General features: G+C 39.2%; 24 protein-coding genes. 2 read left to right on the forward strand and 22 right to left on the reverse strand.

The window, feature by feature from the left end; translation table 11 throughout:
• The 19 genes from QM538_07210 to QM538_07300 form a co-directional block, all read right to left on the reverse strand.
• Positions 1–1,490: hypothetical protein (locus QM538_07210; GenBank protein MDI9348273.1), on the reverse strand; the 1,490-nt coding region annotated here is incomplete at its 3' end.
• 22 nt (positions 1,491–1,512) lie between these two features.
• On the reverse strand, positions 1,513–2,505 hold the full coding sequence (locus tag QM538_07215) for an LPP20 family lipoprotein (protein ID MDI9348274.1): 993 nt from the start codon (positions 2,503–2,505) through the stop codon (positions 1,513–1,515).
• Between the two features lie 161 nt (positions 2,506–2,666).
• Positions 2,667–3,125 (reverse strand): type II secretion system protein, encoded by a 459-nt coding sequence (locus QM538_07220; protein MDI9348275.1) that lies wholly within the window; start codon positions 3,123–3,125, stop codon positions 2,667–2,669.
• Entirely contained in the window at positions 3,122–4,906 is a 1,785-nt protein-coding gene (locus QM538_07225; protein ID MDI9348276.1) for a hypothetical protein, read from the reverse strand. The genes QM538_07220 and QM538_07225 overlap by 4 nt, the downstream gene beginning before the upstream one ends.
• The gene (locus QM538_07230; protein ID MDI9348277.1) at positions 4,893–5,378 is read right to left on the reverse strand and encodes a hypothetical protein; all 486 of its coding nucleotides are present in this window, start codon (positions 5,376–5,378) and stop codon (positions 4,893–4,895) included. The genes QM538_07225 and QM538_07230 overlap by 14 nt, the downstream gene beginning before the upstream one ends.
• Positions 5,356–5,883 carry a hypothetical protein gene (locus QM538_07235; protein ID MDI9348278.1) on the reverse strand — a complete coding sequence of 176 codons (528 nt, stop codon included), beginning with the start codon at positions 5,881–5,883 and terminating at the stop codon, positions 5,356–5,358. The genes QM538_07230 and QM538_07235 overlap by 23 nt, the downstream gene beginning before the upstream one ends.
• Positions 5,870–7,042, reverse strand: coding sequence for a hypothetical protein (locus QM538_07240; protein MDI9348279.1), 1,173 nt, complete (start codon positions 7,040–7,042; stop codon positions 5,870–5,872). Before QM538_07240 ends, QM538_07235 begins: the two co-directional genes overlap by 14 nt.
• The gene (locus QM538_07245) at positions 7,039–8,547 is read right to left on the reverse strand and encodes a GspE/PulE family protein (protein ID MDI9348280.1); all 1,509 of its coding nucleotides are present in this window, start codon (positions 8,545–8,547) and stop codon (positions 7,039–7,041) included. The genes QM538_07240 and QM538_07245 overlap by 4 nt, the downstream gene beginning before the upstream one ends.
• Positions 8,544–9,608 (reverse strand): type II secretion system F family protein, encoded by a 1,065-nt coding sequence (locus QM538_07250; GenBank protein MDI9348281.1) that lies wholly within the window; start codon positions 9,606–9,608, stop codon positions 8,544–8,546. The genes QM538_07245 and QM538_07250 overlap by 4 nt, the downstream gene beginning before the upstream one ends.
• Positions 9,562–9,990, reverse strand: a complete 429-nt coding sequence (gspG, locus tag QM538_07255; GenBank protein MDI9348282.1) for a type II secretion system major pseudopilin GspG — start codon at positions 9,988–9,990, stop codon at positions 9,562–9,564. The genes QM538_07250 and gspG overlap by 47 nt, the downstream gene beginning before the upstream one ends.
• Before the next feature lie 15 nt (positions 9,991–10,005).
• Positions 10,006–10,899 (reverse strand): hypothetical protein, encoded by an 894-nt coding sequence (locus tag QM538_07260; protein MDI9348283.1) that lies wholly within the window; start codon positions 10,897–10,899, stop codon positions 10,006–10,008.
• A 130-nt stretch (positions 10,900–11,029) separates the two neighbouring features.
• Positions 11,030–11,488, reverse strand: coding sequence for a prepilin-type N-terminal cleavage/methylation domain-containing protein (locus tag QM538_07265; GenBank protein MDI9348284.1), 459 nt, complete (start codon positions 11,486–11,488; stop codon positions 11,030–11,032).
• Entirely contained in the window at positions 11,466–11,753 is a 288-nt protein-coding gene (locus QM538_07270; protein ID MDI9348285.1) for a hypothetical protein, read from the reverse strand. The genes QM538_07265 and QM538_07270 overlap by 23 nt, the downstream gene beginning before the upstream one ends.
• A gap of 3 nt (positions 11,754–11,756) precedes the next feature.
• Complete coding sequence (locus tag QM538_07275) at positions 11,757–12,125, reverse strand: type II secretion system protein GspG (protein ID MDI9348286.1); 369 nt, start codon at positions 12,123–12,125, stop codon at positions 11,757–11,759.
• Entirely contained in the window at positions 12,122–13,117 is a 996-nt protein-coding gene (locus QM538_07280) for a type II secretion system F family protein (protein MDI9348287.1), read from the reverse strand. The genes QM538_07275 and QM538_07280 overlap by 4 nt, the downstream gene beginning before the upstream one ends.
• Positions 13,114–14,409, reverse strand: a complete 1,296-nt coding sequence (locus QM538_07285; protein MDI9348288.1) for a GspE/PulE family protein — start codon at positions 14,407–14,409, stop codon at positions 13,114–13,116. Before QM538_07285 ends, QM538_07280 begins: the two co-directional genes overlap by 4 nt.
• Positions 14,399–15,910 carry a secretin N-terminal domain-containing protein gene (locus QM538_07290; GenBank protein ID MDI9348289.1) on the reverse strand — a complete coding sequence of 504 codons (1,512 nt, stop codon included), beginning with the start codon at positions 15,908–15,910 and terminating at the stop codon, positions 14,399–14,401. The genes QM538_07285 and QM538_07290 overlap by 11 nt, the downstream gene beginning before the upstream one ends.
• Positions 15,867–17,372 (reverse strand): YifB family Mg chelatase-like AAA ATPase, encoded by a 1,506-nt coding sequence (locus QM538_07295; protein MDI9348290.1) that lies wholly within the window; start codon positions 17,370–17,372, stop codon positions 15,867–15,869. The genes QM538_07290 and QM538_07295 overlap by 44 nt, the downstream gene beginning before the upstream one ends.
• A 47-nt stretch (positions 17,373–17,419) precedes the next feature.
• Positions 17,420–18,130 carry a hypothetical protein gene (locus QM538_07300; protein ID MDI9348291.1) on the reverse strand — a complete coding sequence of 237 codons (711 nt, stop codon included), beginning with the start codon at positions 18,128–18,130 and terminating at the stop codon, positions 17,420–17,422.
• Between the two features lie 36 nt (positions 18,131–18,166).
• Here QM538_07300 and QM538_07305 point away from each other — a divergent pair, with 36 nt between their 5' ends.
• Entirely contained in the window at positions 18,167–19,192 is a 1,026-nt protein-coding gene (locus tag QM538_07305) for an NAD(P)-dependent oxidoreductase (GenBank protein MDI9348292.1), read from the forward strand.
• On the opposite strand, the gene zapE is transcribed toward QM538_07305, so the two are convergent.
• The gene (gene zapE / locus QM538_07310; protein MDI9348293.1) at positions 19,158–20,204 is read right to left on the reverse strand and encodes a cell division protein ZapE; all 1,047 of its coding nucleotides are present in this window, start codon (positions 20,202–20,204) and stop codon (positions 19,158–19,160) included. The genes QM538_07305 and zapE overlap by 35 nt on opposite strands.
• A gap of 34 nt (positions 20,205–20,238) precedes the next feature.
• Between zapE and pepN the strand changes: the two genes are divergently transcribed.
• Entirely contained in the window at positions 20,239–22,830 is a 2,592-nt protein-coding gene (gene pepN, locus QM538_07315; protein ID MDI9348294.1) for an aminopeptidase N, read from the forward strand.
• On the opposite strand, the gene QM538_07320 is transcribed toward pepN, so the two are convergent.
• The gene (locus tag QM538_07320) at positions 22,827–23,534 is read right to left on the reverse strand and encodes a hypothetical protein (GenBank protein MDI9348295.1); all 708 of its coding nucleotides are present in this window, start codon (positions 23,532–23,534) and stop codon (positions 22,827–22,829) included. The genes pepN and QM538_07320 overlap by 4 nt on opposite strands.
• Complete coding sequence (ligA, locus tag QM538_07325) at positions 23,531–25,549, reverse strand: NAD-dependent DNA ligase LigA (protein MDI9348296.1); 2,019 nt, start codon at positions 25,547–25,549, stop codon at positions 23,531–23,533. Before ligA ends, QM538_07320 begins: the two co-directional genes overlap by 4 nt.
• Positions 25,550–25,552: the final 3 nt, after the last annotated feature.

Here is a 25,552-nt window from a genome sequence, read left to right on the forward strand (position 1 = left end):
AGGTACCAGGAAGGAAGCTCACCAAAGACTTGACTAACAACGGGGTTAAAGAAGGGGGTGGTGTCAGTTGGTGATTCTTCTTCAAGTAGATTAATTGAATTTCTTGGTGAAACATTACCAATGCTTAAGTCAAGCCATTCACCTGTTTTAATATTGTAGATGAAGGCATTGCCTACATCGTGTTTGCCGTTTTGATCTTGCCCAGAAGCGCCAATTAAGGCGAGGTTGCCTTGGAGGGAGGTTCCGACGCCGAAGCCTGAACCTTTAGGAAGTTGATTGATGGGGGAGTTAGGGGTTTTGCTGAGGTCAAGCCATTCACCTGTTTTAATATTGTAGATGAAGGCGTTGCCTACATAGTATTTGCCGTTTTGATTTTGCGAATTAGCACCGATTAAGGCGAGGTTGCCTTGGAGGGAGGTGGAGTTGCCGAAGTATGAAACTTCAGGAAGTTGATTGATGGGGGAGTTTGGGGTTTTGCTGAGGTCAAGCCATTCACCTGTTTTAATATTGTAGATGAAGGCGTTGCCTACATAGTATTTGCCGTTTTGATTTTGCCTAGAAGCACCGATTAAGGCGAGGTTGCCTTGGAGGGAGGTTCCGCCGCCGAAGTGTGAAGTTGCAGAAAGTTGATTGATGGGGGAGTTTGGGGTTTTGCTGAGGTCAAGCCATTCACCGGTTTTAATATTGTAGATGAAGGCGTTGCCTACATTGGATTTGCCGTTTTGATCTTGCCCAGAAGCAGCGATTAAGGCGAGGTTGCCTTGGAGGGAGGTTCCGCCGCCGAAGCCTGAATCTTTAGGAAGTTGATTGATGGGGGAGTTAGGGGTTTTGCTGAGGTCAAGCCATTCACCTGTTTTAATATTGTAGATGAAGGCGTTGCCTACAGCGGAGTTGCCGTTTTGATTTTGCCAAGGAGCAGCGATTAAGGCGAGGTTGCCTTGGAGGGAGGGTGAGCGGCCGAAGCCTGAACCTTTAGGAAGTTGATTGATGGGGGAGTTAGGGGTTTTGCTGAGGTCAAGCCATTCACCGGTTTTAATATTGTAGATGAAGGCATTCCCAGAAGCGCCAATTAAGGCGAGGTTGCCTTGGAGGGAGGGTGAGCGGCCGAAGCCTGAACCTTTAGGAAGTTGATTGATGGGGGAGTTAGGGGTTTTGCTGAGGTCAAGCCATTCACCGGTTTTAATATTGTAGATGAAGGCATTGCCTACAAAGGATTTGCCGTTTTGATTTTGCCTAGAAGCACCGATTAAGGCGAGGTTGCCTTGGAGGGAGGGTGAGCCGCCGAAGCCTGAATATTCAGGAAGTTGATTGATGGGGGAATAAGTAATCCAAAGTGCATTGGCATCAGTCCATAGCTCTGCATTGGCATATGATTGTGAGTTAGTGTCATCATCAAATTCTGCAAATATGATTGTAGGGATGAGACAGAGTAGGATAGCGGCAATTCTAACTACGCTGCGGATACAGATAAGAGTGATGTAGTTATTCATGTTTGTTAATTAAATTCTCGCATTAGTAGTTATCTATGTAGTCATTAAAGTTTTCTTGGTAAATTGAAATGAGTTGCTTGCTGAACAGTAGTGTTGTTTGCTTAGTAAAACTTAAAGGTAGTGTGATGGTATTGGCATAGGTTTTTTGTTCTGATGTTTGTCCAATGGTGAGGTGGTATTGGAGTTGGCATTTATAGATTGTTTTTTGTTGTAGTGCTTGAGAAGTGCAATTGAATTGGGATGAAGATGTGATAGGTATAGCGGTTGGTGATTGATTGGTTGAAAATCCTGCTTGAGCTATAGCTTGAATAATATCAGCTTTAGTGAGCAATCCATCTGTTTGTTGAATGGTAAATGAAATATTTGCTCTTTGTTTCATGATTGCTTGATTTATGATTTGTAGGTATTGCGCAATGGGTGGATAGGTTGAGTTTGGGAGTAATTGAAGGAGTGCTAGTGCATTGGTGATAGATTCATGTGATAGTGTTTTGTTTATGGCTACTAACCTGGCTAGAGGTAATCGTGCGAGTTGCTGCACCTGTTCGGCTTGGATTATTGATAGTAGAGGCTGGTAGGGACTCAGTGTTTGAGTAATCTGATTGAGCAGTTGTTCTTGTAGCTCAGGGATATCTAAGCTTACGAGAACATAATAGTTGTAGGTATCCTTGCTCGTTTCTAGTGTCTTGATATTAGGGATGCTGGGTATATCTGAAGTAAATAAACATTGTTGTGTGTATTTACTTTCTGCAGTTGCAACATTGTTTTGTTCTTCAACTTTGTCTTTGATTTGTTGTTTGCAAGTTATCTTTTGTTTTAGTTGTGATACCAGAGATGCGATGGCATTCTTGGTGGCGTTATCACGAGCTTTTGCAATATCTGAAGTTATCTTTGCTTGCCCTACGCCATAGATGATAGTATTGGTGGGATCGTTGGGAGGATTGGTTAGCCAGTCTTGCTCGGCATAGGTAATTGGAGATAGTACTACGAATGAAAAGATGAGTGGCATAAGTTTCATATTAATAATTATATACTATATTATAATTATATTTTTCACTTATAATCATATTTATATGTCATAATTAGAAATACAATGTTTTATTAATGATTATTATGTTTTATATTTAATTAATCAAAATATAATAATTAAATATGATTTTGATAGAATTATAATTTGAATCACCACTGTGAATAGGGAATGCCATTAGTACCTATGGCTTCTGATTTGCTTGATACACCTATCACGCCTTTAGATGAGTCTGCTTGTTTGACAAATGCTTTGATATTCCATCCATAGTTAGTATCTTTAGTGTCTGTTTTGGTAAAGGGGTCGGTAGGTATTGCACTGATGAAATAGTATTTGACATTTAATTCACTTTTGTGAGCTATTCCTTCTGTGAGCGAGGTAAGGGTTGGGGGGTTGCATTGTAGCTGTGGATCTGCGTCTATGAGATTTGCTTTGCATGTGGTGCGGTAGAGGTCTATGGCTTGTTGAATACGATGTATAGCATTTTTTAATTCTTGTTCTTTTTGTCGTTTAAGTTTAAGCGCTAGGGTGGGATAAGCAATTGTTGCAAGGAGCGCAAGGATTGCAAGGGTGACCATTAGCTCAATGAAGGTAAAACCTCCCTGTTTCATTTACTGAGAATAAGTGAATCTAAATATGATTCAAAGGCACTTAAATCGTTATCAGTTCCAGTGGGGAATTGAGTATCGAGTAAAGTTTTTCTATCAATAGCACGGAGTATTCTAGGGGTAATAGAAAGGACAATTTCTGTTCTAGTTTTGTCATTATTATTTGAGCCAAAGAGTCTGCCGAGAATTGGTATGTCCCCGAAACCTGGTATTTTATTAGCATTGGATATTTCTTGATCACTGATCAGCCCAGCTAATATTTCTGTTTCATTATTTTTAAGCCGTAAAGTAGTGCTGGCATCTCTGGTACCGATCTGATAAGAACTCGTACCATTTGCACTAGTAATTTGTTTGACAATACTTGACACTTCTAGAGAAATAACAATTTCCACATCAGCATTTTGTTGAATGGTAGGTTTTACTTCTAACTTAAGACCGACATCGAGATAACTAACACTCTCAGAAACACTTCCTCCAGTTGGATTGACTGTAGTAGTGATTACTGGAACTTTATCACCAATGAGAATTTTAGCTTTTTCGTTATTAATTACTCTAATTTTTGGATTAGAAAGTATGTTAGTGTCTGAATCTTGTTTTAGAAAATTAATTGCTGATGTTGATAAACCCACACGCAAATCTTTAGCCCCAATCCCATCTATATTATTTAAGGTTAGTGGCGCTCCACCTCTCAGCATTGGAGTCAATCCAATTTGAGTTGGCCATTGGATACCGAGGTTTAAAATGCTTTGTTTTTTTACTTCTAATATCTCAACCTCTAACAACACTTCAGGATCAGCAATGTCTAGAAGTTCAATTAGTTTGTCAGCAATCCGAATAACTTGGATGGAGTCTCTTAGCACGACCATATTTAATCTCACATCAACCACTACATCATTAACGCGCAGTAAGGATCTGAGATAGCCAGCGACGAGATTGGCTTCGGCATAATTCAAATAAAAGGCGCGAATCATTGATCTTTGGTATTGTTTATGTTTGGTAGGATTGTTTTGATAAATAATAATTGAATTAGCATTAAGGGGCTGGTATGAAAGCCCATTGGCAGTAAGGAGTAAAGTCAAGGCACTTTTCGCAGGCAAGTCTTTGACAGAAAATGGAGTGAGGGGACTTTCCCTTAAATCTTTATCATAGTAAATGTTCAGTGATAATTGAGTAGCTATTTTAGAAAGTATATTTCTGATAGGTAAATTATCCACAGTCATCGTTACTGGGGTATTGAGGAGTTGCGCGAGTATAGAATCGGGATCTGACGCCCTCTGCTTGGCATCCTGAACTTGATTACGAAGTAATATGGCTTGATCTAACGATGGTTGCAAATCTAGAATTTTTTTGACTAAGGCAAGAATTTCTGAAGAGGCTTCAATACCTTTAGACTGAAATAAATTAGTCGCTTGGGCTAAGTACTGCTGTGCGGATCTTTCATTGATGGTTTGTTTTTTAAGCAGTAGTAACGCGTCATCATTAGGATTGAATTGTAAGCCCTGAGCAATGAGCCGATCTGCTTCAACATAGTCTTTAAGGTTTAATCTTTCTTTAATTTTATTTTGAAAATCTAATGAGGTGGAATTTTTAATAATCGTTGAGCTAACCCGATACTGGACATTTTCAGGGTCATGTTTTTTAGCTTCTTCAACAGAAGCATATGCTTCTTGAAAATTACCATCACGATACTGCTCCTGAGCACGCTGATAGGCATAATACCCACTACACGAACTAACTAATGCAGTAATACAAAATAGCATGATGGAATTACTAATACGGTTCATAATTATAATTTCTTGATTCGCCAGTTTCATTGCTTTTAATAGTGATAAATGCGTCTGTAATGTTTTCTACAACAAAGTTACTACCTATCCCTGTTCCTATTGAAACCTCTTGAGAGGTTCCGTTAAATAATATATAGGCAATTAATACTAATCCTTCACGATATTTACCCTGATATTTTACAGTAAGAGAATCAAATGGGTTTTTTACTTCTACGACAACGGGTGGTGGTGGCGATGGTGCTCGGTAGACATATTCTTGGTTTAACTTTCTACTAAACAGACCTGTCACAGTAGATTGCTTAACTCTACTAGTTAACTCAATCGCTTCAACGCTATGGCTTTTTTGCGAAAGTCCTACTTGCTCTTCATCTGGTGCAAAATAAAGCAGTCCAGTTGCTATGATACATAGTAGGCTATACATATAGACTCTTTTTTTAGTTATGGGAATATTAAGCTTTGTAAAAGAGTTCATATTCGATGATCGCCTCAATGGAGTCACCCCTGACGCTTTTTTTTCTAAACTGCACAGTTCGAATTGAGGCGTATGGAGTTTTAATTAAAAATTGGTTAATAAAATTATGTAGTTGCTTGGAACTTCCCCGTAAGGTCATAGATATAATGAGTGATGAATAGTAGCTACCTTTTCGATCTGAGGCATAGTACTCACTTGAGAGAATAATTAATTGGTTCTTTTTTGATAATTGTTCAACTCGTTCTAATTGAATAGGGGTTTGATCATAGCGAGGCAAGAGCGACTCAAAGTAAGAGATTCGCTCAGTATTAATATCTTCAATAGTTTTTGGGGGAGCTACTTGAGATGATTGGTAGGTTTGGTACAAGTACCCACCCCCCTTGAGAATCCAGATCGCAACAGATATAGTTAAGATAATGCCAGAGAGAGCAAAAAGCATACCACCGATTCCATAGTTGCGCCAGAATCTCTCTAGATAATACTGAATAAAATTAATTGTTTCCATGCCATGTAGTTTCAACAATGAATTCTAATCCTCGTAAAGAGTCCTTAGAGACTTTTTGGTTGCTAATTAATTTACTATTAGTCAAATCTTTTTGTTCATATAAATAGGTCAGGTATCTCGACATGGTGTTTATATTTTTACAAAAGAAAGCGAGTCGTATGGTTGGACGCAAAGTATCAGATCGGACATTGAGCACTTGCAGACTTACCAGAGATAATTCTAATTGCTTGGGTGGGTCTACAGCGTCTAACATATCAACAAAAGAAATATTGAGTGCACGAGCAATAGTGTTATACTCATTAATTTTTTCAACTGGGATGGTCATGGTGGTAGGTACTGTTTCATTTTGAAGTGCGGTTGCACTAAAGGTAAGCACACTGACTGAAAGCACTAAACTTATTGCCGCAAGCACAATCTCACGAGTAGATCTCTTTGCATATTTTTGCAACGCGTCTCCATACACTGCCAAAGATGTTAATGGATTCTGAATGAGTGAATGGAGGGATTGTAATGTTTCGCTACTATTTTCTTCAAAGGTAATAATTGGTACATCTTGTGCACATTCGGTTTGCCCGAGAATGGTTGGCCAATCAAGTGAAGATCTTTGAGCGGGTAATATTGGAGGGTGAAATGGAATGGCAACTTCATGGACACAAAGGTAATACCAATCGGCATACTGGGTGCGCACCAACAAGCCGAATGGATGATTGGTTGGTTGGGTTTTCTGAACAACATTGAGCAACACTTGAGCCAGTGGCAACAAACTTTGCACTCCGATTAATTTATTTTGTATGGCATTTTGCAGCTCACTCGGTATTCCATAGGTGGCTAAATAGCTTTGCTGGGGATCTTTTAAAGTAACAATATCTCGTTCTCGTTCGCATAAAAAACCACTTTGCTTAAAATCATTAATAATAGTTTTTAATTCAACTGATTTTTCAAAATGATACCCATATTGCGCGATGAGTGGAGGGGCGCAAATCAATCTATAGGTCGTCTCGTTAGGATTGTCTTGGATAATTTTTTCGCATACCGCAATGATTACTTCCGGTGTAGGAAGAACGCTCCAAGACTGGTATTCTTGTGCGGTACCGATTGAAGGTATCACCCAAGCCGTTGTGGTACTACAATAAATAATAATTGATTGGTGAGAATTCATGCACCCACCACCCTTTCCACTTCTTCAATCGTGGTAATACCTCGTTTAACTACTTGTTTGGTAATTTGTAGCATTGACCGATACCCATGTTTTTTAGCTACTTTTTCTATAGCTGATTTATCCGCTCGATTATGGACTAGGGTTTTTATTGCATCAGTAAAAATACAAATTTCTGCAACTGCGATTCTACCTTTGTAACCGGTGAATTGACAATCTTCACAGCCTCGCTTAATATCCTTACAAGTCTTACATAATTTTCTGAGCAATCTCTGTGAGATGACACCATTGATAGACGAAGCGAGAGTAAAACTTTCAATACCCATATGATTTAGTCTGCCGAGCACATCAAAGACATTATTAGCATGGATGCTACTCAACACTAAGTGACCAGTTAAGGCTGATTGCACAGCAATTTGAGCAGTCTCAGCGTCTCTAATTTCACCAACCATTATAGTGTCAGGATCATGTCTCAAGATTGAACGCAATCCCTTAGCAAAGGTGAGGCCTTTTTTTTCATTAACCGGAATCTGAAGCACTCCAGTTAATTGGTACTCTATGGGATCTTCAATCGTAATCGTTTTAATGGTTGGCTTGGCAATGGCATTTAATAATGCATAGAGCGTAGTGGTTTTACCTGAGCCAGTTGGGCCAGTTACTAATAGCATTCCGTAGGGTTTTTTCGCAAGTTCAAATATTTGCTTTTGTTGCTCTTCCATAAAGCCTAAATCAGATAAATGCAATTGGTTATTGTGCGTCGTGATTTGTTGACGGTCCAACAAACGAAGTACAGCATCCTCTCCAAAAAGATTTGGCATACAAGAAACTCTAAAATCTATGGCGCGGCTATCAATAGAAACTCTAAATCTACCATCCTGAGGAACCCGTCTTTCAGCAATATCTAAATCAGCCATAACTTTTACCCTTGAGAGGATTTTTTCTGCAAGCGCAATATCTGATACGCTTCTCATCTGCACCATCACTCCATCCAGTCTAAATCTAATTCCTAATGAAGAGCGCGATCGTTCTAAATGAATGTCGCTTGCTTTAGTTTTGTATGCTTCATACAGTAATGCATTAACAAACTGCACAGAATCGCTCTCTTCTAAAGATATTGATGATGCTGAAATTACACTAACCATTTCTTCGCTCTCAAGCGCGAGGCTAGTAGGTTCATCTTTGAGCAACCCTAAAGCACTCATTCTTTTTTCTTCATGCTTGAGGATCTGTTCAAATTGCTCGCTTGAAATACAGTGAAGTTTAGTTACGATGATTCCCTTCAAAGCCAAGCGAATTGCGACAAGAGAAATACTGTTTTGATTAGTTTTTTGTGAAAGGATAACTGTTGCTTGATCCGTTCCAACTAAAATAGGAATAATATGATTTCTAGCGCATTCTCCAAATGATATGACTTGATAGTTAACACTGAGTTGCTGGTAATCCAACGCTTCACTCGGACTAGAAACTTCATGCAATATCCTTGATGTGGTTGAGATTAGCGATTTCATATTGAACTGGCAATATCAAAAATTGGTAAGTAGAGAAGTAGTACTAATACGCCTATTATTGTACCAGTAACGACCATGATACTTGGCTCGATAATTTTAAGAAATCTTCGAATTTCAATGGTTAGTTCTTTTTCTTTTTGTTCTGCGACTTTTTCGAGCATGCCACCTAGGTCACCACTATTTTCCCCCACCCTAATCATTGACAATGAAACACTATCAAGCCAGTGATATCTATCTAGTGATTGATAAAATCCATCACCATTATGAACTGATTGAATTATTTCTGTTAAGACCTTTTCTTGGCTTTCTTCAACTATTGAAGAGGAGAGCACAAGTGCTTTATGTATTGTGATACCTGAGGTAGTCAATAAACCTACCCCTCGTAGCCATCTGGTTTTCCAAAATAACTCATAGCGTTTTCTAAACAGTGGAACGCCAAACAACACTCGCAACGCTAATTTTTTAAATACGCCAGTTTGGTAAAGCCGATAAGCCAATACAGCAATACCGAATAATCCCAGCATAAACCACATGGGATGGCTATTGACAAAATTACCCCAGCTGAGCACGAGGTGAGTTAGAAAAGGCGGTTCCCCTCCTCCAATGGTATACACTGCTGAAAATCTTGGAATAATAACAAAAAGTAAAAAGATAATGATAATAAAACCGAAACCCATTAAAAATACCGGATAGAGTAACGCAGATATTATTTGTTGTTTAATTTCATCAGATTGTTCTTGATACTGTAAGTAGCGCTCTAGCATAGGGATTAAACTTCCCGAACCATCTACGGATTTTATCATCGCACGATAGAGGACTGGTAAATCATAGGTCTTGGCTAAGGCTGCAGGAAAACTATACCCCTCATAGATCTTATCTATGATTGGCCGATAACAATGAGAGGATGAATTTTTTTCTTGCCCAGCTAGTACCGCTAAGGCATGCGAGATTGACATGCCTGACTTCAATAATGGGATTATTTCACGATGAAAAGTTAATAATGAAAACTCATGGCTAGTACCAGATATCAGCATTATCTTTATCTCCACCTTCTTTGCCATCTCCTCCATAACTATAAAGATCAAACTCATTACTGGTATTTTTAAGGCTTGGTTGCGCATAGCGATACTGGTTACCCCAAGGGTCCATGGGTAGGTCTTTTTCCAAATAAGGCCCCTTCCATTTTTCCTCTTGAGGGTTTTGCACTAATCCAATCAGCCCCTGTGAAGTGGTAGGGTACTGACCAACATCTAATCGGTATAGATCTAAAGCCTTGGCAATACTTTGCATTTGCGATTTTGCGGTTCCAACTTTAGATTTTTCCAGCCCTTTAAAGTATTTTGGACCGACATACGCGGCCAAAATTGATAGTATGACTACGACGATGAGCAATTCTAGGATGGTAAATCCTTTATTGATTAGCTTAGATCTAGAGATTGGCATGACATAATTATAAACCTAATTACAGGTTTCATGCAATGACTCTACGGTTATCCAATCATGGGCTGGTAAAAAAGCGATGGTTAGATATGGCACAAAACAAGTGTGCTGATTAATAATGCTAGTTACTTGATTTGAATCTGTAGTAATCACAGTAGCAATATGATTAGATGCGCCATGATGCCTTTGGGTGGTTTTAGGCAATGTCAGTAAGTAATTATTGTGCGAATGATCTATTTCACAGCCACATTGATGAGCCAATGTGGAAATAAATAAAACTTTATCTTCTGGATTACTGATAGTTACATCAATAGAGACTTGAGATAGAGCTTGGATAATAGTAATCGTATGGAGTTGATAGTGAGGAATAGTGTTAAGGGTATTAAAGAGTACGGATATAATTTGAAATTGATTAACTTGATAATTTTTATGAATTGAAACTGGTTGATACTTATTGTCATTTTTATTGAACAGGTATGTAGCAATTACAAAGACCAGTATCAACAGGATCAATACTACCCTAGTTATGAGATAGGTATACTCGGACCTGACCTGAGTGGTTGTCTTGACATGATTAGATAGGTGTGGCAATATTTGACTAGTTAAACTCCCTCCATGGTTACCCTTACGATAATGATGCCATAATGGTGAATAAGAAGGATAGATCACGGTTTGATTTGTTTTTGGTAACCGAAGTGAGAGTGGGAGAGTTACAATGACAAATTTATTTCTTTTTCGTAGAGATTTAATAATCCGATTGACGAGATGGCTGCCTTTAGTTATATGCATATAACCGAAGATTTTTTTCCAATGAATACTTGGATGTTCAATGGCAAGCACTACAATCATAGGAGTGTAATTTCTCGCGTTGTCGCTAAAGCAATTTTTATGAATGGTGATTATTCCAATCATTACTGCCTGCGGGTTTTTGCAATGGTAAGTACATTACTAGTAAGATTCAGCGTGTTATAACACTGCGCAATAAGAATACATTCATAACTAATCAGAACAAAGAGCACGATAGTTATAAACCCTTTTTGCCTCATAGCGCAAGGGTTACATTTTTTAAAATAAATCTAAACGATATGGTTTGATTAGTAAGGCTAAATAGGTAGACTTTATTTGCTCTGTAGCGAGGAGGGATTAATGTAATAGCTAAGGGCTCTGGTGAATGTAGTATTACAGTATTATTTTTTAATAGCGTTTTGTTGTTCCATTGATAGCGCACTGGTTTTGTATTATGGCAGGAAATAAGTAGCTCATGCTCGGTGAGATAGGCGTATGAACCTTGGCTAGACAGACAAACTCCATCTTTTTTTATCGCAATGGCAAAATTTAATAATGACTGTAATTGTTCATTACGATACAAGAGTTGCCGATTAAATTGACTGAGCACTAGCGCAGATCGGGTCACAGCAATTAACAATACGGCAGATATGGTTATGGCAATCAGCACTTCCAATAAGGTAAATCCTAGATTACGGTAGTTCTTGCTGGACATGAAATGAGTCAGTAGCTATTCGTAAGATGACTTTATTTTTTTCAACTATATAGATGATAGAAAAATCTTTGCCTACGAGTTGGATTGTGCGATGAATCAAATTTCCTTCTGCATGATACCGAGCAATTTCATCATGCAGGAGTAATTCAGCTACGGTACGATGTTCATACTGTTTTTGTAGTTCGAGAATCGTATTAGTATGCAATGAAAACTGCTTAAAAAAAATTGCTGTGATGATAACTGCGATAATTGATTCTAACATCATGGCTTACTCCAAACAGCGATCTATGCTTTCACCTTCGCCACCCACCACTCCATCCGCACCTAGGGTGCAAATGCGATAGTCATCTGCGCTAACCATTTCATAGAGATATTCTCTACCCCAAGGATCTTTCGGTATTCGTTGAAGGTATGCGTTTAGAGAGCGCAAGCCGGTTGATTGCGGAGGAAGAAACCCGTTATCTAATGCAAATAACGAGATGACTAATTGTAACGATTGAAAATCTTGATCGATGGCAACTTGTCTCGCTTGCGCTGGTCGCTTGAGTAAATTAGGAACAATAGCGCCTGCTAATAATGAAACCACCACCATCACGACAACTAATTCAAGCATGGTAAATCCTCTTGATTCGTTCATAGTATCAATTGGGTGGACAATAACGGCACGAGCAAACTATACGCCATGCCCAAAACCAAGCCTGCGCTGAGTAACATTAATATTGGGGTAATGAGTTCGTTAGTAAGCGCAATGGTCATAAGTAAAGATTCTCTTTGCATCGTAGCGGATCGTTCTATAGTTTTATGATAATCACCTCGTTCAAAAGCATTAGCGATTGAAATGATTTGCACATGGAGTAACAATTGCGCTTGGGTATGTACTCGGGCAAAGGCTTGCGCCAGAGTTGCTCCATCTTGTAAATGTAATTCAAATTGTCCAAGGGTATGCCTCATGTCTTGGATTGGAATAATGGTTCTTACGATACCCAATGCTCTAGACAATGCTACATGTTGCTCTAAAATACAAGATAAAAATGTTAGATACTGTGTCGCCAGCACTGCACGATAGAGATTTTTTATCAGCGGAATTTTTAAAATAGTTTTATATACATAATCTTTATACCTATCATTTCTTATCACGACTAGATACAGTGATGCCGTCAGGATAAGCACACTAATCAACGCAACTATTATTACTGTGTCAAGATTAATCGTGTTTTGTAGTGCAGTGGCTTGCAACACTGGGCTGAGCGAGTACTTTAGAACAACCATAGCAACCACAGAGATACAGACTACTAAGGCTGGATAGAGTGCGCTTAGTATGGCGGTTTGTTTTAATTTGACCAATTGCAGTTTCATGTACCCTAGCGCTAAGAGAACTTGTGCGAGGTGTCCACTTCCTTCACTGCTACCAATCAATATTTTTTCTACTGGTTTAATGCTTTGGATAGTCTGTAATGCTTCAATAATACTATGGCCTTCAGACAAGCCTTGTTGGATTTGGGCATACAACATTTGCACTGCAGGTCGTTGATCCGATCTATGGTTCTCTAAACAGTCTTGGATGCTGTAACCGGCTTGCAAAGAATGAGCAAAGTCAATATAAAACGATGCGATGGTAGATTGTTTCATGCTTCTAATGAAATGACGCGCTCAATCTCTGCTATGGTGGTTACGCCTTGGGTAATATACCGTCCTGACTTTTTGACTAGAGATTCTTGAGAGTTTTCCCAACTAAACATGGCTGTCGAGTTAGGGTTTTGGTACTGCCATAATAGTTTTTGGTCGGCGGCCGTAACTTTAGCAATAAAAAACATTGCTTTTCTACCATAAAATCCAGTCGCACTGCAGACCTTGCAGTTATCAGGTTCATGATTTTGACAAAGCGTTCTAAACAGACGTTGTTCAACTAAGGCAAGCAGCGCGCCTGAAATCAGTGAAGTTGGCACACCTAAATCTATCAATCTATGAATTGCCTCGCGCACTGATTGCGCATGGATAGTACTTAAAACCAGATGCCCAGTTAGGCTAGCTGATACTGCAATTTTTGCAGTATCAGAATCTCTAATTTCACCAATTAAAATAATATCTGGGTCTTGTCTCAATATCGCGCGCAAACCAGTGGCAAAGGTTAATCCAATTTTTTGGTGGACTTGGGTCTGAGAAATCCCTTCGAGATGGTACTCAATAGGGTCCTCAATGGTAAAAATCGATCTTTGCGAGTTAATTAAATGTTTAAGACAACCATACAATGAAGTAGTTTTTCCACTTCCGGTCGGTCCAATCATCAATACTAGCCCAGCTGGTTTATTAACGATTGAGAGTAACGATTGCAAATCTTGAGATTCCAATCCCAACTGATCAATGCTGGGTAAATTAGAGCGCTGAAGTATTCTAAGCACCACTCGTTCTCCAAGCGTGGTCGGAATGCAAGAGACTCTAATATCAATATTTTTATCTGAAATTGAAACTTGCAATCTACCATCTTGTGGTAATCTGGTTTCGGCTAAATCTAAGTTAGCCAGCATTTTTATTTTAACCACCAATTGTACGGTTAGCGTTTTTGGCAGTTCGCGCAAAGTGACTAATTGACCATCAACGCGTAACACTACCTTACCAGTACTACGAAATGGTGTGATATGAATATCAGAAGTATTTTTTGCTATCGCATCTACTACCATTTGATTAAATACTTTTTGAATATGGAATGTGGTAGGTAATTGTAAGTTAACCACCCCATTGGCATCATGGGTAACTTGGTTAACAGATACCTGTTGCTCGTAATCGCTAGGTGATAGTACATGCAGTTCTGCAGATGGTGGTGTTGCTCTTGCGAGGTCTGGAATTGCAGAGATCGGTATCGGTGATACCATATAAACATGTTTCTGTGCAGAGATTATTTTTGTGATTATCTTATGGTTCATCGGTACGATTGGGATTTTCCTGTTCTAATATTTCTAACGCTGATGGTACTGAATCGGGGTGTTCAATAATGGTCGGTTTAACAAAAACCATCAAAGTTCTTTTACTCTCATCTTGAGTGATACCCTTAAATAGAGACCCGATGATTGGAATATCGCCAAGAACGGGTATTTTATTTTCACTGCTATTAGTATCATGTTCATGAAGACCACCTAAAATAATAAGTTCTCCGCTTTTCGCTACGATTCTAGTTTTAAATAATCGTTTATTAGTAATAATATCACTTGCTACGGTTGAATTGGCAAGATGAGATACTTCTTGTTCTAAGATTAACCGAACAGAAAAATCTTCTAGTATCTGCGGTTTTACTTTTAGTGATATACCGATATCTTGTCTGGCAATAGTTTGAAACGGGTTAAGCGTATTTGCGTTAGTGGTTTGAGAATATTGACCGGTAATAATTGGTACATTTTGACCAACGATCAACTGCGCTTCTTGATTATCTTCGGTAATGACACTTGGCGTGGAAAGAATATGACTGGTATGGTCAGATTCTAAGAAGTTAAGTATCGCCAATAAATCTTCACCAAGTGATCCATATTGCACAGACAGTACCGGTGTGGTTTTATTTCCATTCGCAGTGAAGGAGTTATTGTTAATAGCCACAGAACCTTGTTTGAGTAGCCTGGTCCATTGACCACCAATCTGCCTGGCACGATCTTCTTGGATTTCGGCAATGATCGCTTCTATTAATACTTGCTTCGGCAAGGTATCAATAGATTGAACTACTTTGATAAGTAATTGTAGCGTGGCTGGTGGGGCAGTTACTACTATGGCATTCTGTCCAGACACCTCATCAATAGCAATATTTTGATTTTTAATGTGTGACGATTGTTTCAAAGTTTCAACAATAGCACTTGCACTTCTGTGTTTAATCTGTATTATCTTGGTCTCTTGCCCAGGAACATCTAATTTAGCTAATAACGAGCGAATTCGTGTCACATGATGGCTCGAAGAGGCGATAATCAATTGATTTCTGTTTGCAACTCCTCCCATAAAAGTTTGCGTTGATAGGAGAGGTTTTAAAGCTGCTAATGCTTCTTGCACTGATAAAAATGATAAGGGTATCACTTCTACATTACTACTTTGAGAGTTTGAAGTTAACTGTTCCCTGGTTTTCTGAAGCGATGTGACGACATAGTATTTACCGTTATTAATAATTCCAATATTTCGATCTACCAATGCTGATTCAATCGTTGAAAAAAGTTCTTTTGGACTATCAGGCAATGCACCAAGGATGGTCACGGAACCTTGAATATCGTTATCAAGGACAAATCGTTTTTGCATTGTTCGGGAAAGTTTTGTAATAAGCTCTTTTATTTCATAATTAGATTGAGGTGCTGGTATGATTTGTTCGGCACCAATACCAATAGAAAAAATAAATAAAAAAATAATGTACTTAAGATACATGCCTATCGAGGGATCGATAAGAAGCCGCTTCAAATAAAGACGCCTCCTCTATAGATTTTTTTTGACCAAAATCGTTCACGGTGAGGGCTACGCGAAGCAGTCGTACACTAGCACGAGCTGAAAGATGGAGCGAGTCTATAATATGAGAGTAGCATTTTTGTTGGGTCGGTGCTAGCGCGCTCATGGCAACCAGCTCTTTATTGCTCAAATATGCATTAAGTTTACCTTGTCGGTTAATTTGTATTTCGCGTGCCTTTTGTATGGCTTGACGGACATCTGACTCTCGTTGCGTTTGCTCATCAAAAAGATCAATCTTTTCTCTTGGCAACTCTATTTGAATATCAAATCTATCTATAATTGGACCTGAGATTTTCCTCCTAAATGATATGATTGATTCTTTATTACACCCTCCACAAGATCGCTTTTCATCGCCGTAATAGCCGCAGTGACATGGATTCATCGCGGCTACCACCATACAACGAGCCGGAAACTCACTAGTATATTTAGTCCGAGAAATACATACTTTTCCACTTTCCATAGGTTGGCGAAGACTTTCTAATGTGGTGCGTTTCATTTCAGTTAACTCATCAAGAAATAAAACTCCATGATGAGAGAGTGAAATTTCCCCAGGCTTAGGAATCACCCCACCACCAAGCAACGCTGAGACTGAACTACTATGATGGGGAGCACGAAATGGCCTGGCTCCCCAATTAATCGTTGTTCCATGTCCCTGTGCGACCGAATAAATACTTGCACTTTCCATTGCCTCAGCCTCGCTCAATGGAGGTAGCAAGCCCACAATTGACTGTGCGAGCATAGTCTTTCCTGTACCGGGAGAACCTACCATTAACATGTTATGCCCGCCACTGGCTGCTACTAGCAATGCTCGCTTAGCTACTTTTTGTCCTTTGACAAGAAAATAATTAGTTTCGCTTTGCGCGACTATGTGCGTAGGTAGTATGGATGGTGAATTAAGTTCAAGGTCGCCATTTAGATATTTTGCCACTTCTTGTAGGCTGGTCGCCTGTTTAACCGTGAGTGATTTAATCCGCGATGCCTCACTTGCTCCATCTTTAGGACAAATAAATATTCTTTGTTTTTTTGCACAGGCTTGGGCAATTGGCAATAACCCAATCACTTCACGAAGTAAACCACTTAAGCTTAGCTCACCCACACATTCAAAGGAAAGATGGGGAACTACGCTTTGGATTTGCCTCGTGGCAATAAGTATTGCTAATGCAATGGGTAGATCGTATCTGCTCGTATGCTTCGGCATATCAGCAGGTGCTAGATTGATCACAATTCTACCTAAAGGAAAATCAAAACCACTTGAAATAATTGCAGAGCGCACACGGTGTTCTGATTCACGAACTGAAGTTTCCGCCAAACCAACAATGAGCATCCTCGGCAAACCCCTGGTTATGCTAACCTCAATCATTACTTCTAAAGCATCTATACCTCTTAGGCCCCGACTCGCTAACACTACAATAGACATGGGTGTATTCTAAAAGTCAAAGCTTTAGAAAAATATATGTAAAATGCTTAAAAAATAAAATTAAAAAATAAGGAAAATCTAGTTGCAGTTTGGGTGATCACACTAATGACGCTTGTATTTCCACTTATTTGAATGATTGGAAGTGCTCTGGTGCGATACCTAATCGAAAGTATTTCTAATGTACAAAATGAATTGGTATCGATAGGTATCAATACTCCGCCACCCAATACCGGGGACTGGAGTACATCCGAGGTGCGATTTATTTTCCAGCTGGCAGTATCAGGTGATTGAAAATGGCTTTGTACGCGAAAGTTTGAAATATCGTAACCAAGCGCTCCATAGATTGTTGCTTCTGGAAAAACGAACCCTATCTTATAATTAAAAAGTATCCGGTAATTAAATTTATAATCAATAAAAATCTTACTATCTGGATGGTTACTCCATGTGCCGAAAGCATGATTAGATTGTTTTCCTAAGGGTAACTCAAGCACCCCTTCTGCATTTAAGTAATAATCCTTATATATGGCATTATTACCCACCACAAATCCAATCGCATTAATTTTAAATTGGGAGCCAATTTTTTTAGTAGAGACTGCTTGACTATTCACTTTCACATCATGGACATTGCTAATATCAATAAACTCTAACGAATGTCTATACCCCATATACGAACCTATTGGTATTGGTAATTGCACTCCACTCACATGATTTGACAATATAATAGAACCAATCGCAATAATAAATATAGACACTCTCATTAATGTACATTATACAAATTAAGACAAGATATACCCATGCGAATTCTTGTTGACAAAGAAATTCCAGGTATTGTCGCCACCCTTACCCAGCTCGGCGAATGTGAACTCTACGACTCTGATACTCTATCACCAGATTCACTACTCGGACCTGAAGTCTTAGTAGTGAGAAGTGTCTTGCAGGTTAACCGAGCCTTATTAGAACACAGTACTATTAAGGTAGTAGCAAGTGTTACGAGTGGAATAGATCATATTGATTTACAGGATTGTCAAGAGCTCGGAATCACTTTGTATTATGCGCATGGAGCCAATGCCAGAGCGGTTGGGCAATATGCGCTAAGTGCGTTGCTGCAAGCAGCAGAAATAACTTCTCTTCAACCAAAAACTATTGGAATTATTGGAGTAGGTTATACGGGAAGTGCCTTAGTCCAATTACTTTCACCCTTTGCACTGGAATTAATTCTCTACGACCCCTACAAAGATTTGCAGGCAACTGTAACCGATGTTATAAAATCTGATGTAATAGTATTAATGGCATGTTTACATGATAGTGAGCCATGGCCGAGTAGAAATAGTATTACCCAAGATTTTCTAGAACAATGTAAGTCTAATACGATAATCATTAATACCGCAAGAAGTGAATTACTATCCGATCAAGCGATTAATTTTTTACTCGCATCAAGAGATCATTATTACATTACCGATGTCTATAAAAACGAACCGAATGTCGCAACTCAGATAATAACTAAATCTCTATTCGCAACACCGCACATTGCAGGATATAGCCTAAACGCCAAGGCACAGCTGAATACATTAGTGCTACGACAATTATTTAATCACTACAAAACCGAACCACTAACCGATCAACTGACAGAAACCAAAACAGCTACATCAAACCTACCTTCTAATATATTTTATTCTTCTGACAATATCATGTTTACCAAACAATATCTTTCTTTCACATCACTCCACGCCACAATGCTTGCGCTCTGTCATCAATCTAATCATGCTACTGTTTCAATAAAAGAAGTTAGAAAAAGCTATCCATTGCGCGATGAGTGGTAGCGTGATACATGGTCTGCATTTGAGTTAATCTACTCAACATGCGCTTACCTTCTTCACTGAGTGATGAGGACTGGAGTAGCAACTCAATCGCGCCAACTAATAATACAATTTTATTACAGTCACTCCAAACATCAACCAATACGATTAATCTTCTCACCAGGTCATCTGAGCATTGCTGTGGGACATTGCGTAAAATAAGAACTTGATACTTTTGTGCGAGGAGTAAATAATCCACACTAGAACGACGATCTCCACAGAGTACTTCTAAATCCACCATAAGGTAATTTTTTGATTTTCCTCTGATCTTGAAGGAGCGTTGCTGCACATGTATTATTTCTTCCCTAGCACTCTCGCCGGTCACGAGATAAAACCACCCATCTACTGATGGTTCAAGCATAGATGAACTCCAGTACTTTGTGGTTTCTACATTAGTACTACGATAATCAATTTCGCCAGTTAATTCACTTACTTGATATTTTGTTTTTATAAACTCTATCGCTGGTAAAAAACTTTTTCGTTGAAACCCATCTCGATATAAAGATTCTGGGGCAATATTACTGGTGGTTATTACAAAGACCCGACGACTGGCCAACTCACTGAGCAACTGCCGGAGCACCATAGCGTCAGCAATATCTAACACCAAAAACTCATCTAAAAAAATCAATTGGTATTTAACCGCGAGTTGTTTGACCATAGCTGCGATTGGATTTTCAATTCCAGACAGTGCGCTTAGGCGTTGATGCACTCCTTGCATAAACGCATAATAATGCTCCCTAAGATAAGGGATAGTTTGATTTTTTAGGTAATCATCAATTACTGAAGTTTTGCCTCTGCCGACATCGCCATAAAGATAATACCCATTCGGATAGGAGGGTGGAGCAAACATTCTAGAGAATACTCTTGTGAATATAGTATTAGATTTTTTCGTCCAAGCAAGAATATGTGGTTGCAGATTTTGTAATTCTAATGCTACCAATAATTGCTGAGGGTTTAATTGGTAATCCCGTTTCATGAGTAATTGTGTAATATCATATAATACCATGCACATGGAAAAAACATTACTTAAGGCTTACACACCATATTCTTGGAAGATAGAATCAATTGCCTTAAGTTTTTATATTGAAGCCGAATCAACTAAGGTAGTTTCCATGATGCACATTACCAATACCTCCAAGGCTGATTATATTTTTCTCAATGGTGAGCAGCTTGAACTGATTGAATTAAAAGTAAACGGTCTAGAGCTCGTCGCATTTAAAACTTCTGCACCGGTTTCCAAAGCAATGTTGATGAAACATCAATGTATCCTCACGCCCGATGGGTTATGGATTAACACATTTAAAAATAAACTCTCGCTGATTATTACCACCAAAATTTATCCTGATAAAAATCTTTCCCTCAAGGGCCTATACCGCTCATCAGATATGCTCTGCACCCAATGCGAAGCGGAAGGATTCCGGCGCATCACCTTCTATCCAGATAGACCTGATGTATTAAGTATATTCACGACGAGCATCTGCGCACCGATTGCTCTATATAAGAATTTATTATCAAATGGGAACTTAATTTCCACAACAGAGCACCTGATTGGAAATCAGAAGTATCAAAAAGTCGTCTGGCATGACCCCCATCCAAAACCCTGTTACCTCTTTGCCTTGGTCGCCGGCAATCTTAATAAAAAAGTCATCTCCCATAAAACCTCTTCAGGGAAAAAAATCGCCATTCATATGTACACTGAAGATAGATTTGCTACCATGACTTCCTTTGCAATAACTGCCCTGAAGCAAGCCATAGACTGGGATGAAAAACGCTACAAGCGCAAATACGATTTGGCGCTCTTTCAAATCGTTGCGGTAAGTCATTTTAATATGGGCGCCATGGAAAATAAAGGGCTGAATATTTTTAATGCCAATACCGTAGTAGCTGATGCGCTCACCGCTTCCGATGCGGATATCAGTAGAATTAAAACTGTGGTAGCCCATGAGTACTTCCATAACTGGACTGGCAATCGCATTACTTGTAGAGATTGGTTTCAGTTGAGCTTAAAAGAAGGGCTTACGGTATTTCGGGAAAATCAATTTTCAGAAGAAGTCGCGCCAGTGGGAACGGAAAGAATTGAGCAGGTTGAAATGCTACGAAGCTATCAATTTAATGAAGACGCCAGTCCACTCGCTCACGCAGTGCGTCCAGATCAATACCAAGAAATTGATAATCTCTACACCGCTACGGTCTATGAGAAAGGTGCGGAAATAATTAGAATGATTCAAACCTACCTCGGAGATAAAAAATTTAACCAAGGCATGCAACGATATTTTAAGGACTGTGACGGTAAAGCGGTAACCATTGAGCAATTTCTAGCCTCACTGACCAAGGGTTCTGGCATTTCTGTTCAGTCTTTCCTTCAGTGGTATGTAACACCTGGTACTCCACAAGTTTCAATTCAATCTCAAAAATCCAAAGATGCCAAGTACTATCAACTAACCATTGAGCAACATCAAAAACCACTCCCTATTCCCGTAGCGATTACCTTGTATGCCAATGGTACATTATTTAAAGAAGTAACTACCTTAGTAACAAAACCTAAACAAGTCATTAAAATTCCAATTAAAAAAAACCAATCAATTATTCCGGCATTTTTTAAAGGGCTCTCTGCTCCAGTACGCTATAGCTACCCGTACACAGCTCAAGAGCTCCAAGTACTTGCCACCAGAGGCGATCCATGTGTCAGGCGAGACGCTATGCAAATCCTCTATCAAAACGCTTTTTTAGATGGGGCTCACCAAGCCGAGTTAGAAAAAGTGATTAGCGAACTAGTGCATGAAGCGATGGCTAAAAAAACTCAATGGGGATTAGTGGCTTACTTACTTCAACCTACTGACTTAGTTACCCTACTCACGCGCGCTAAACAATCTATTGACCCTCTGCAACTATATGATGCCCGAGAAGAAGTTCTTCTGCATATTGCAAAAAATCTAGAGTCAGTTTTTTCAAAGCTCTATGAGGCTACGCTAACTATCAAAGCAAAGAAATTTTCCGCCCAAGCGATTAAATCACGATCCCTCACCGGGACTTGTCTTGCTTTTATGATGAGAGCAGATATCAACACTACCGCTAAAAAAGCACTGATGTTATTTCAAGAATCCAATGCGATGAGCAACCAGCTCGCTGCGTTAGCAGTACTTAACCGTGCCCCGCAACGTATGGAGCGAAAAATCGCTTTTGGTCAATTTGAACAACAATTTGGCGCTAACCCACTCTTGATGCAAAAATGGTTGCGCTTACAAACCTCCTCATTAGCTTTTAACCCGAGCGTTGATTTTAACTCCCTAGAAAAACATCCTTCATTTGATGCAACCAACCCAAACTGCCTCTATGCTTTATACGCTGGTTTTCAATATGCGAATTTTAAAATTTTTCACACCCAAGTAGGGTATCAAGCCATTATCGCCAAAGCCATCGCTCTTGATGCGCAAAACCCACAAGTCGCTTCAGCAATTCTCAAACAAGGAATGATTATTTCTACTTTATCAGAAAAATATCAACACCAGTTAAAAAGTTTAGTCGCTTCGCTATCCAAAGGTAAGACTCTTTCACCTAATACTAAAGATATTATTTCAACCCTTTACGGGGTAACCCATTAACGAAAATCGTACTGAAAGCTCGTGATAAGTAATGTGTCCGATGCTACTTTTCTATTACTTTGATATTCAATCTTAATTGAGGCCTCTTCACCAAGAAAAGCAGTAAAACCCAGCCCGATGGTAGGCACTGATCTTGTAATACTTCTAGTTGATAGTGTAACGGTGCGATCTACATAATAGGTATTAAAATAATCATAGTATTTCTCTTCTGTACGGTAGGTATATGATTCACTTAGGGAAACAGAGTTCATCCCGATTAAACCATACACTCTAAATGATTCTTCCTCAGCATAGCCAATGATTAACGATATATTAGTAACATTTCGTTCAATAGATTTTGTTACTTCAAATGGGAAAGGAGATAAGATTGAGCGAGATATATCACTCGGCGCATAGAACGTGGAAGTGTCATTAAACTCTTGAAAACCAAATAATTGCGCTTCTCCACCCAGAAGAAAGCCATCTTCCCACACATACATAAACCCACCTACCAGCGCAAGGTTAGAAGTAATTGGTTTAATGATTGAATAGCCCTTGGAGTTTACACTTTGATTAATATAATCAGATACATTACCGCTTGACGCCCCCTGATCAAAAGAATATTGGGTATTGGTCACAAAACCGCCACCAACAAAATATTCCCACCCCTCAGCAAGGGCAAGGTTAGATTGAAATACCAATACGAGTAATAATAATTTTTTCATGATTTCATTTTATCATTTATAGAAAATAATAATTTAAGATCTGTGATATTTTTGATTGGTATGCCAAGCGCTACTGCTTTATCATATTTAGACCCAGGATTATCACCAACAAACACAGCAGTAGTTTTACTTGAAACTGTTTCGGTTATTTTTGCGCCTAATTTAGTTACATTGCGTTTTATAACATCTCGGTCATAGTCATCAAAACTTCCAGTAATCACATAGATATGGTTTGCAAGGGGTAAATCACCAGCTACCTCATCATCTTTGACAATGGTAATATGCGTAAGTAACGCGTCTAACTCCTTGTTATGCTGGGGATGAGAAAACCATGCGACGATATTATGGGCAAGCACTGCCCCAATCTGATGAATTTTTTCTAAATCCTCTTTTGAAACCTTACGAAGGGCGTGCAACTCTTTACATTGGCGAGAAAGCAACAAAGCGACCTCTTCGCCAACTCCATCTATTGATATGGCAACTAGTAATCTTGATAGTGTAATAGTCTTGCGAGCTTTAATTGCATCAAGTAAATTCGCTGCTGATTTTTCTTTCCAGCCCTCTAGTCGTATGATATCGCCAATCTGCAGGGTAAATAAATCTTCATAGCTACTTACGATGCCATGTTCTAAAAATTGTTTAACCGTTTTCACCCCGCACCCCTCTATATCAAAGGCTGACTTGCTAGCAAAATGAGTGAATTTCCTAAGTTGAATGGTGAATGAATTTCTATTGACACAGCGCCATGCAGATTTTCCTTGGATCCGTTCAATGCTACCATCTCCTCCGCATTCTGGAATAGCCTGTGGCCAAATAAATGGCTCACTCATCTCCGTACGCATGCCAATCAGCACATCAACCACTTCAGGTATTATTTCACCAGCTTTGCGAATCGTAACGGTATCATTAATGCGTACATCCTTCTTTTGGATATAATCTTGATTATGGAGCGTTGCCCTGGAAACTGTTGTGCCCGCAATCACGGTAGGTGACAGCTCCGCAACCGGAGTAATCACGCCGGTTCGTCCAACTTGAAAGACAATATCTTTGATCTGTGCTGTTGCTAACTCTGCAGGAAATTTATACGCCACTGCAAAGCGCGGAGCCTTTCCAGTGTATCCCATTTGTTTTTGCAATTCAAGATTATTAACTTTAATCACCACTCCATCCGTCCAGTACGGTAATAATTTTTTTTCTTGGTATCTTGATTGGTAATAGCGATCTACCTCTTCAAGGCTGCTACAGTGTTGGTAATCTTGATTTACCGTAAACCCTAAACTCAATAACTTTTTTAATTTATCAACTTGGGAGCTTAAGGCAAAACTCGCATTCGCAATTTCATAGGCAAAAAAACTTAAACATCGTTCTTTAGCAATGGCTGAGTCTAATTGCCGTATCGTACCTGCGGTTAAATTCCTAGGGTTGGCAAATAGTGGCGCGCCTTTCTGGGCTTGAAGTTGATTAACGGCATTAAAATTATCTACGGTGATGAACGCCTCACCTTCTACTACTAATGAGACTGCCTGCGATAATTTAATTGGAATAGACCCGATAGTTTTTATATTAAGCGTGACATCTTCACCAACCACTCCATCTCCCCGAGTCGCACCTGAGATCAAATTACCATCCTGATAGGTGAGAATAATTTTTAAGCCGTCAATTTTATCCTCAACCACATACTCTGGGATATCTCCATTATTCGCTTTGATGATACGAGTATTAAATTCTGCTAACTCTTTAGCCGTAAAGATATCATTAAATGACCATTGGCGAACTTGGTGGGTGATTTTAGAAAAACCCGTCTTGACGCCTCCCACCACCACCGATGATTGAGAATGCTCAGATTTTAATTCTGGATATTGATTTTCAAGCTCGGTAAGTTCTCGTTTAAGCGAATCAAGCAACTCATCGGGCAAGGTTAGGGCATCGTCAAAATGGTAGAGACGGCGCAATCGTGCAACTTCTTTCTGCAGCGCAGTGTATCGTTTTAATATCGCAGGACTAATTACTGACAAAGT

This window comes from Candidatus Methylacidiphilales bacterium (genome assembly GCA_030054035.1).
In the GTDB taxonomy this organism is placed as follows: domain Bacteria; phylum Pseudomonadota; class Gammaproteobacteria; order JASGCS01; family JASGCS01; genus JASGCS01.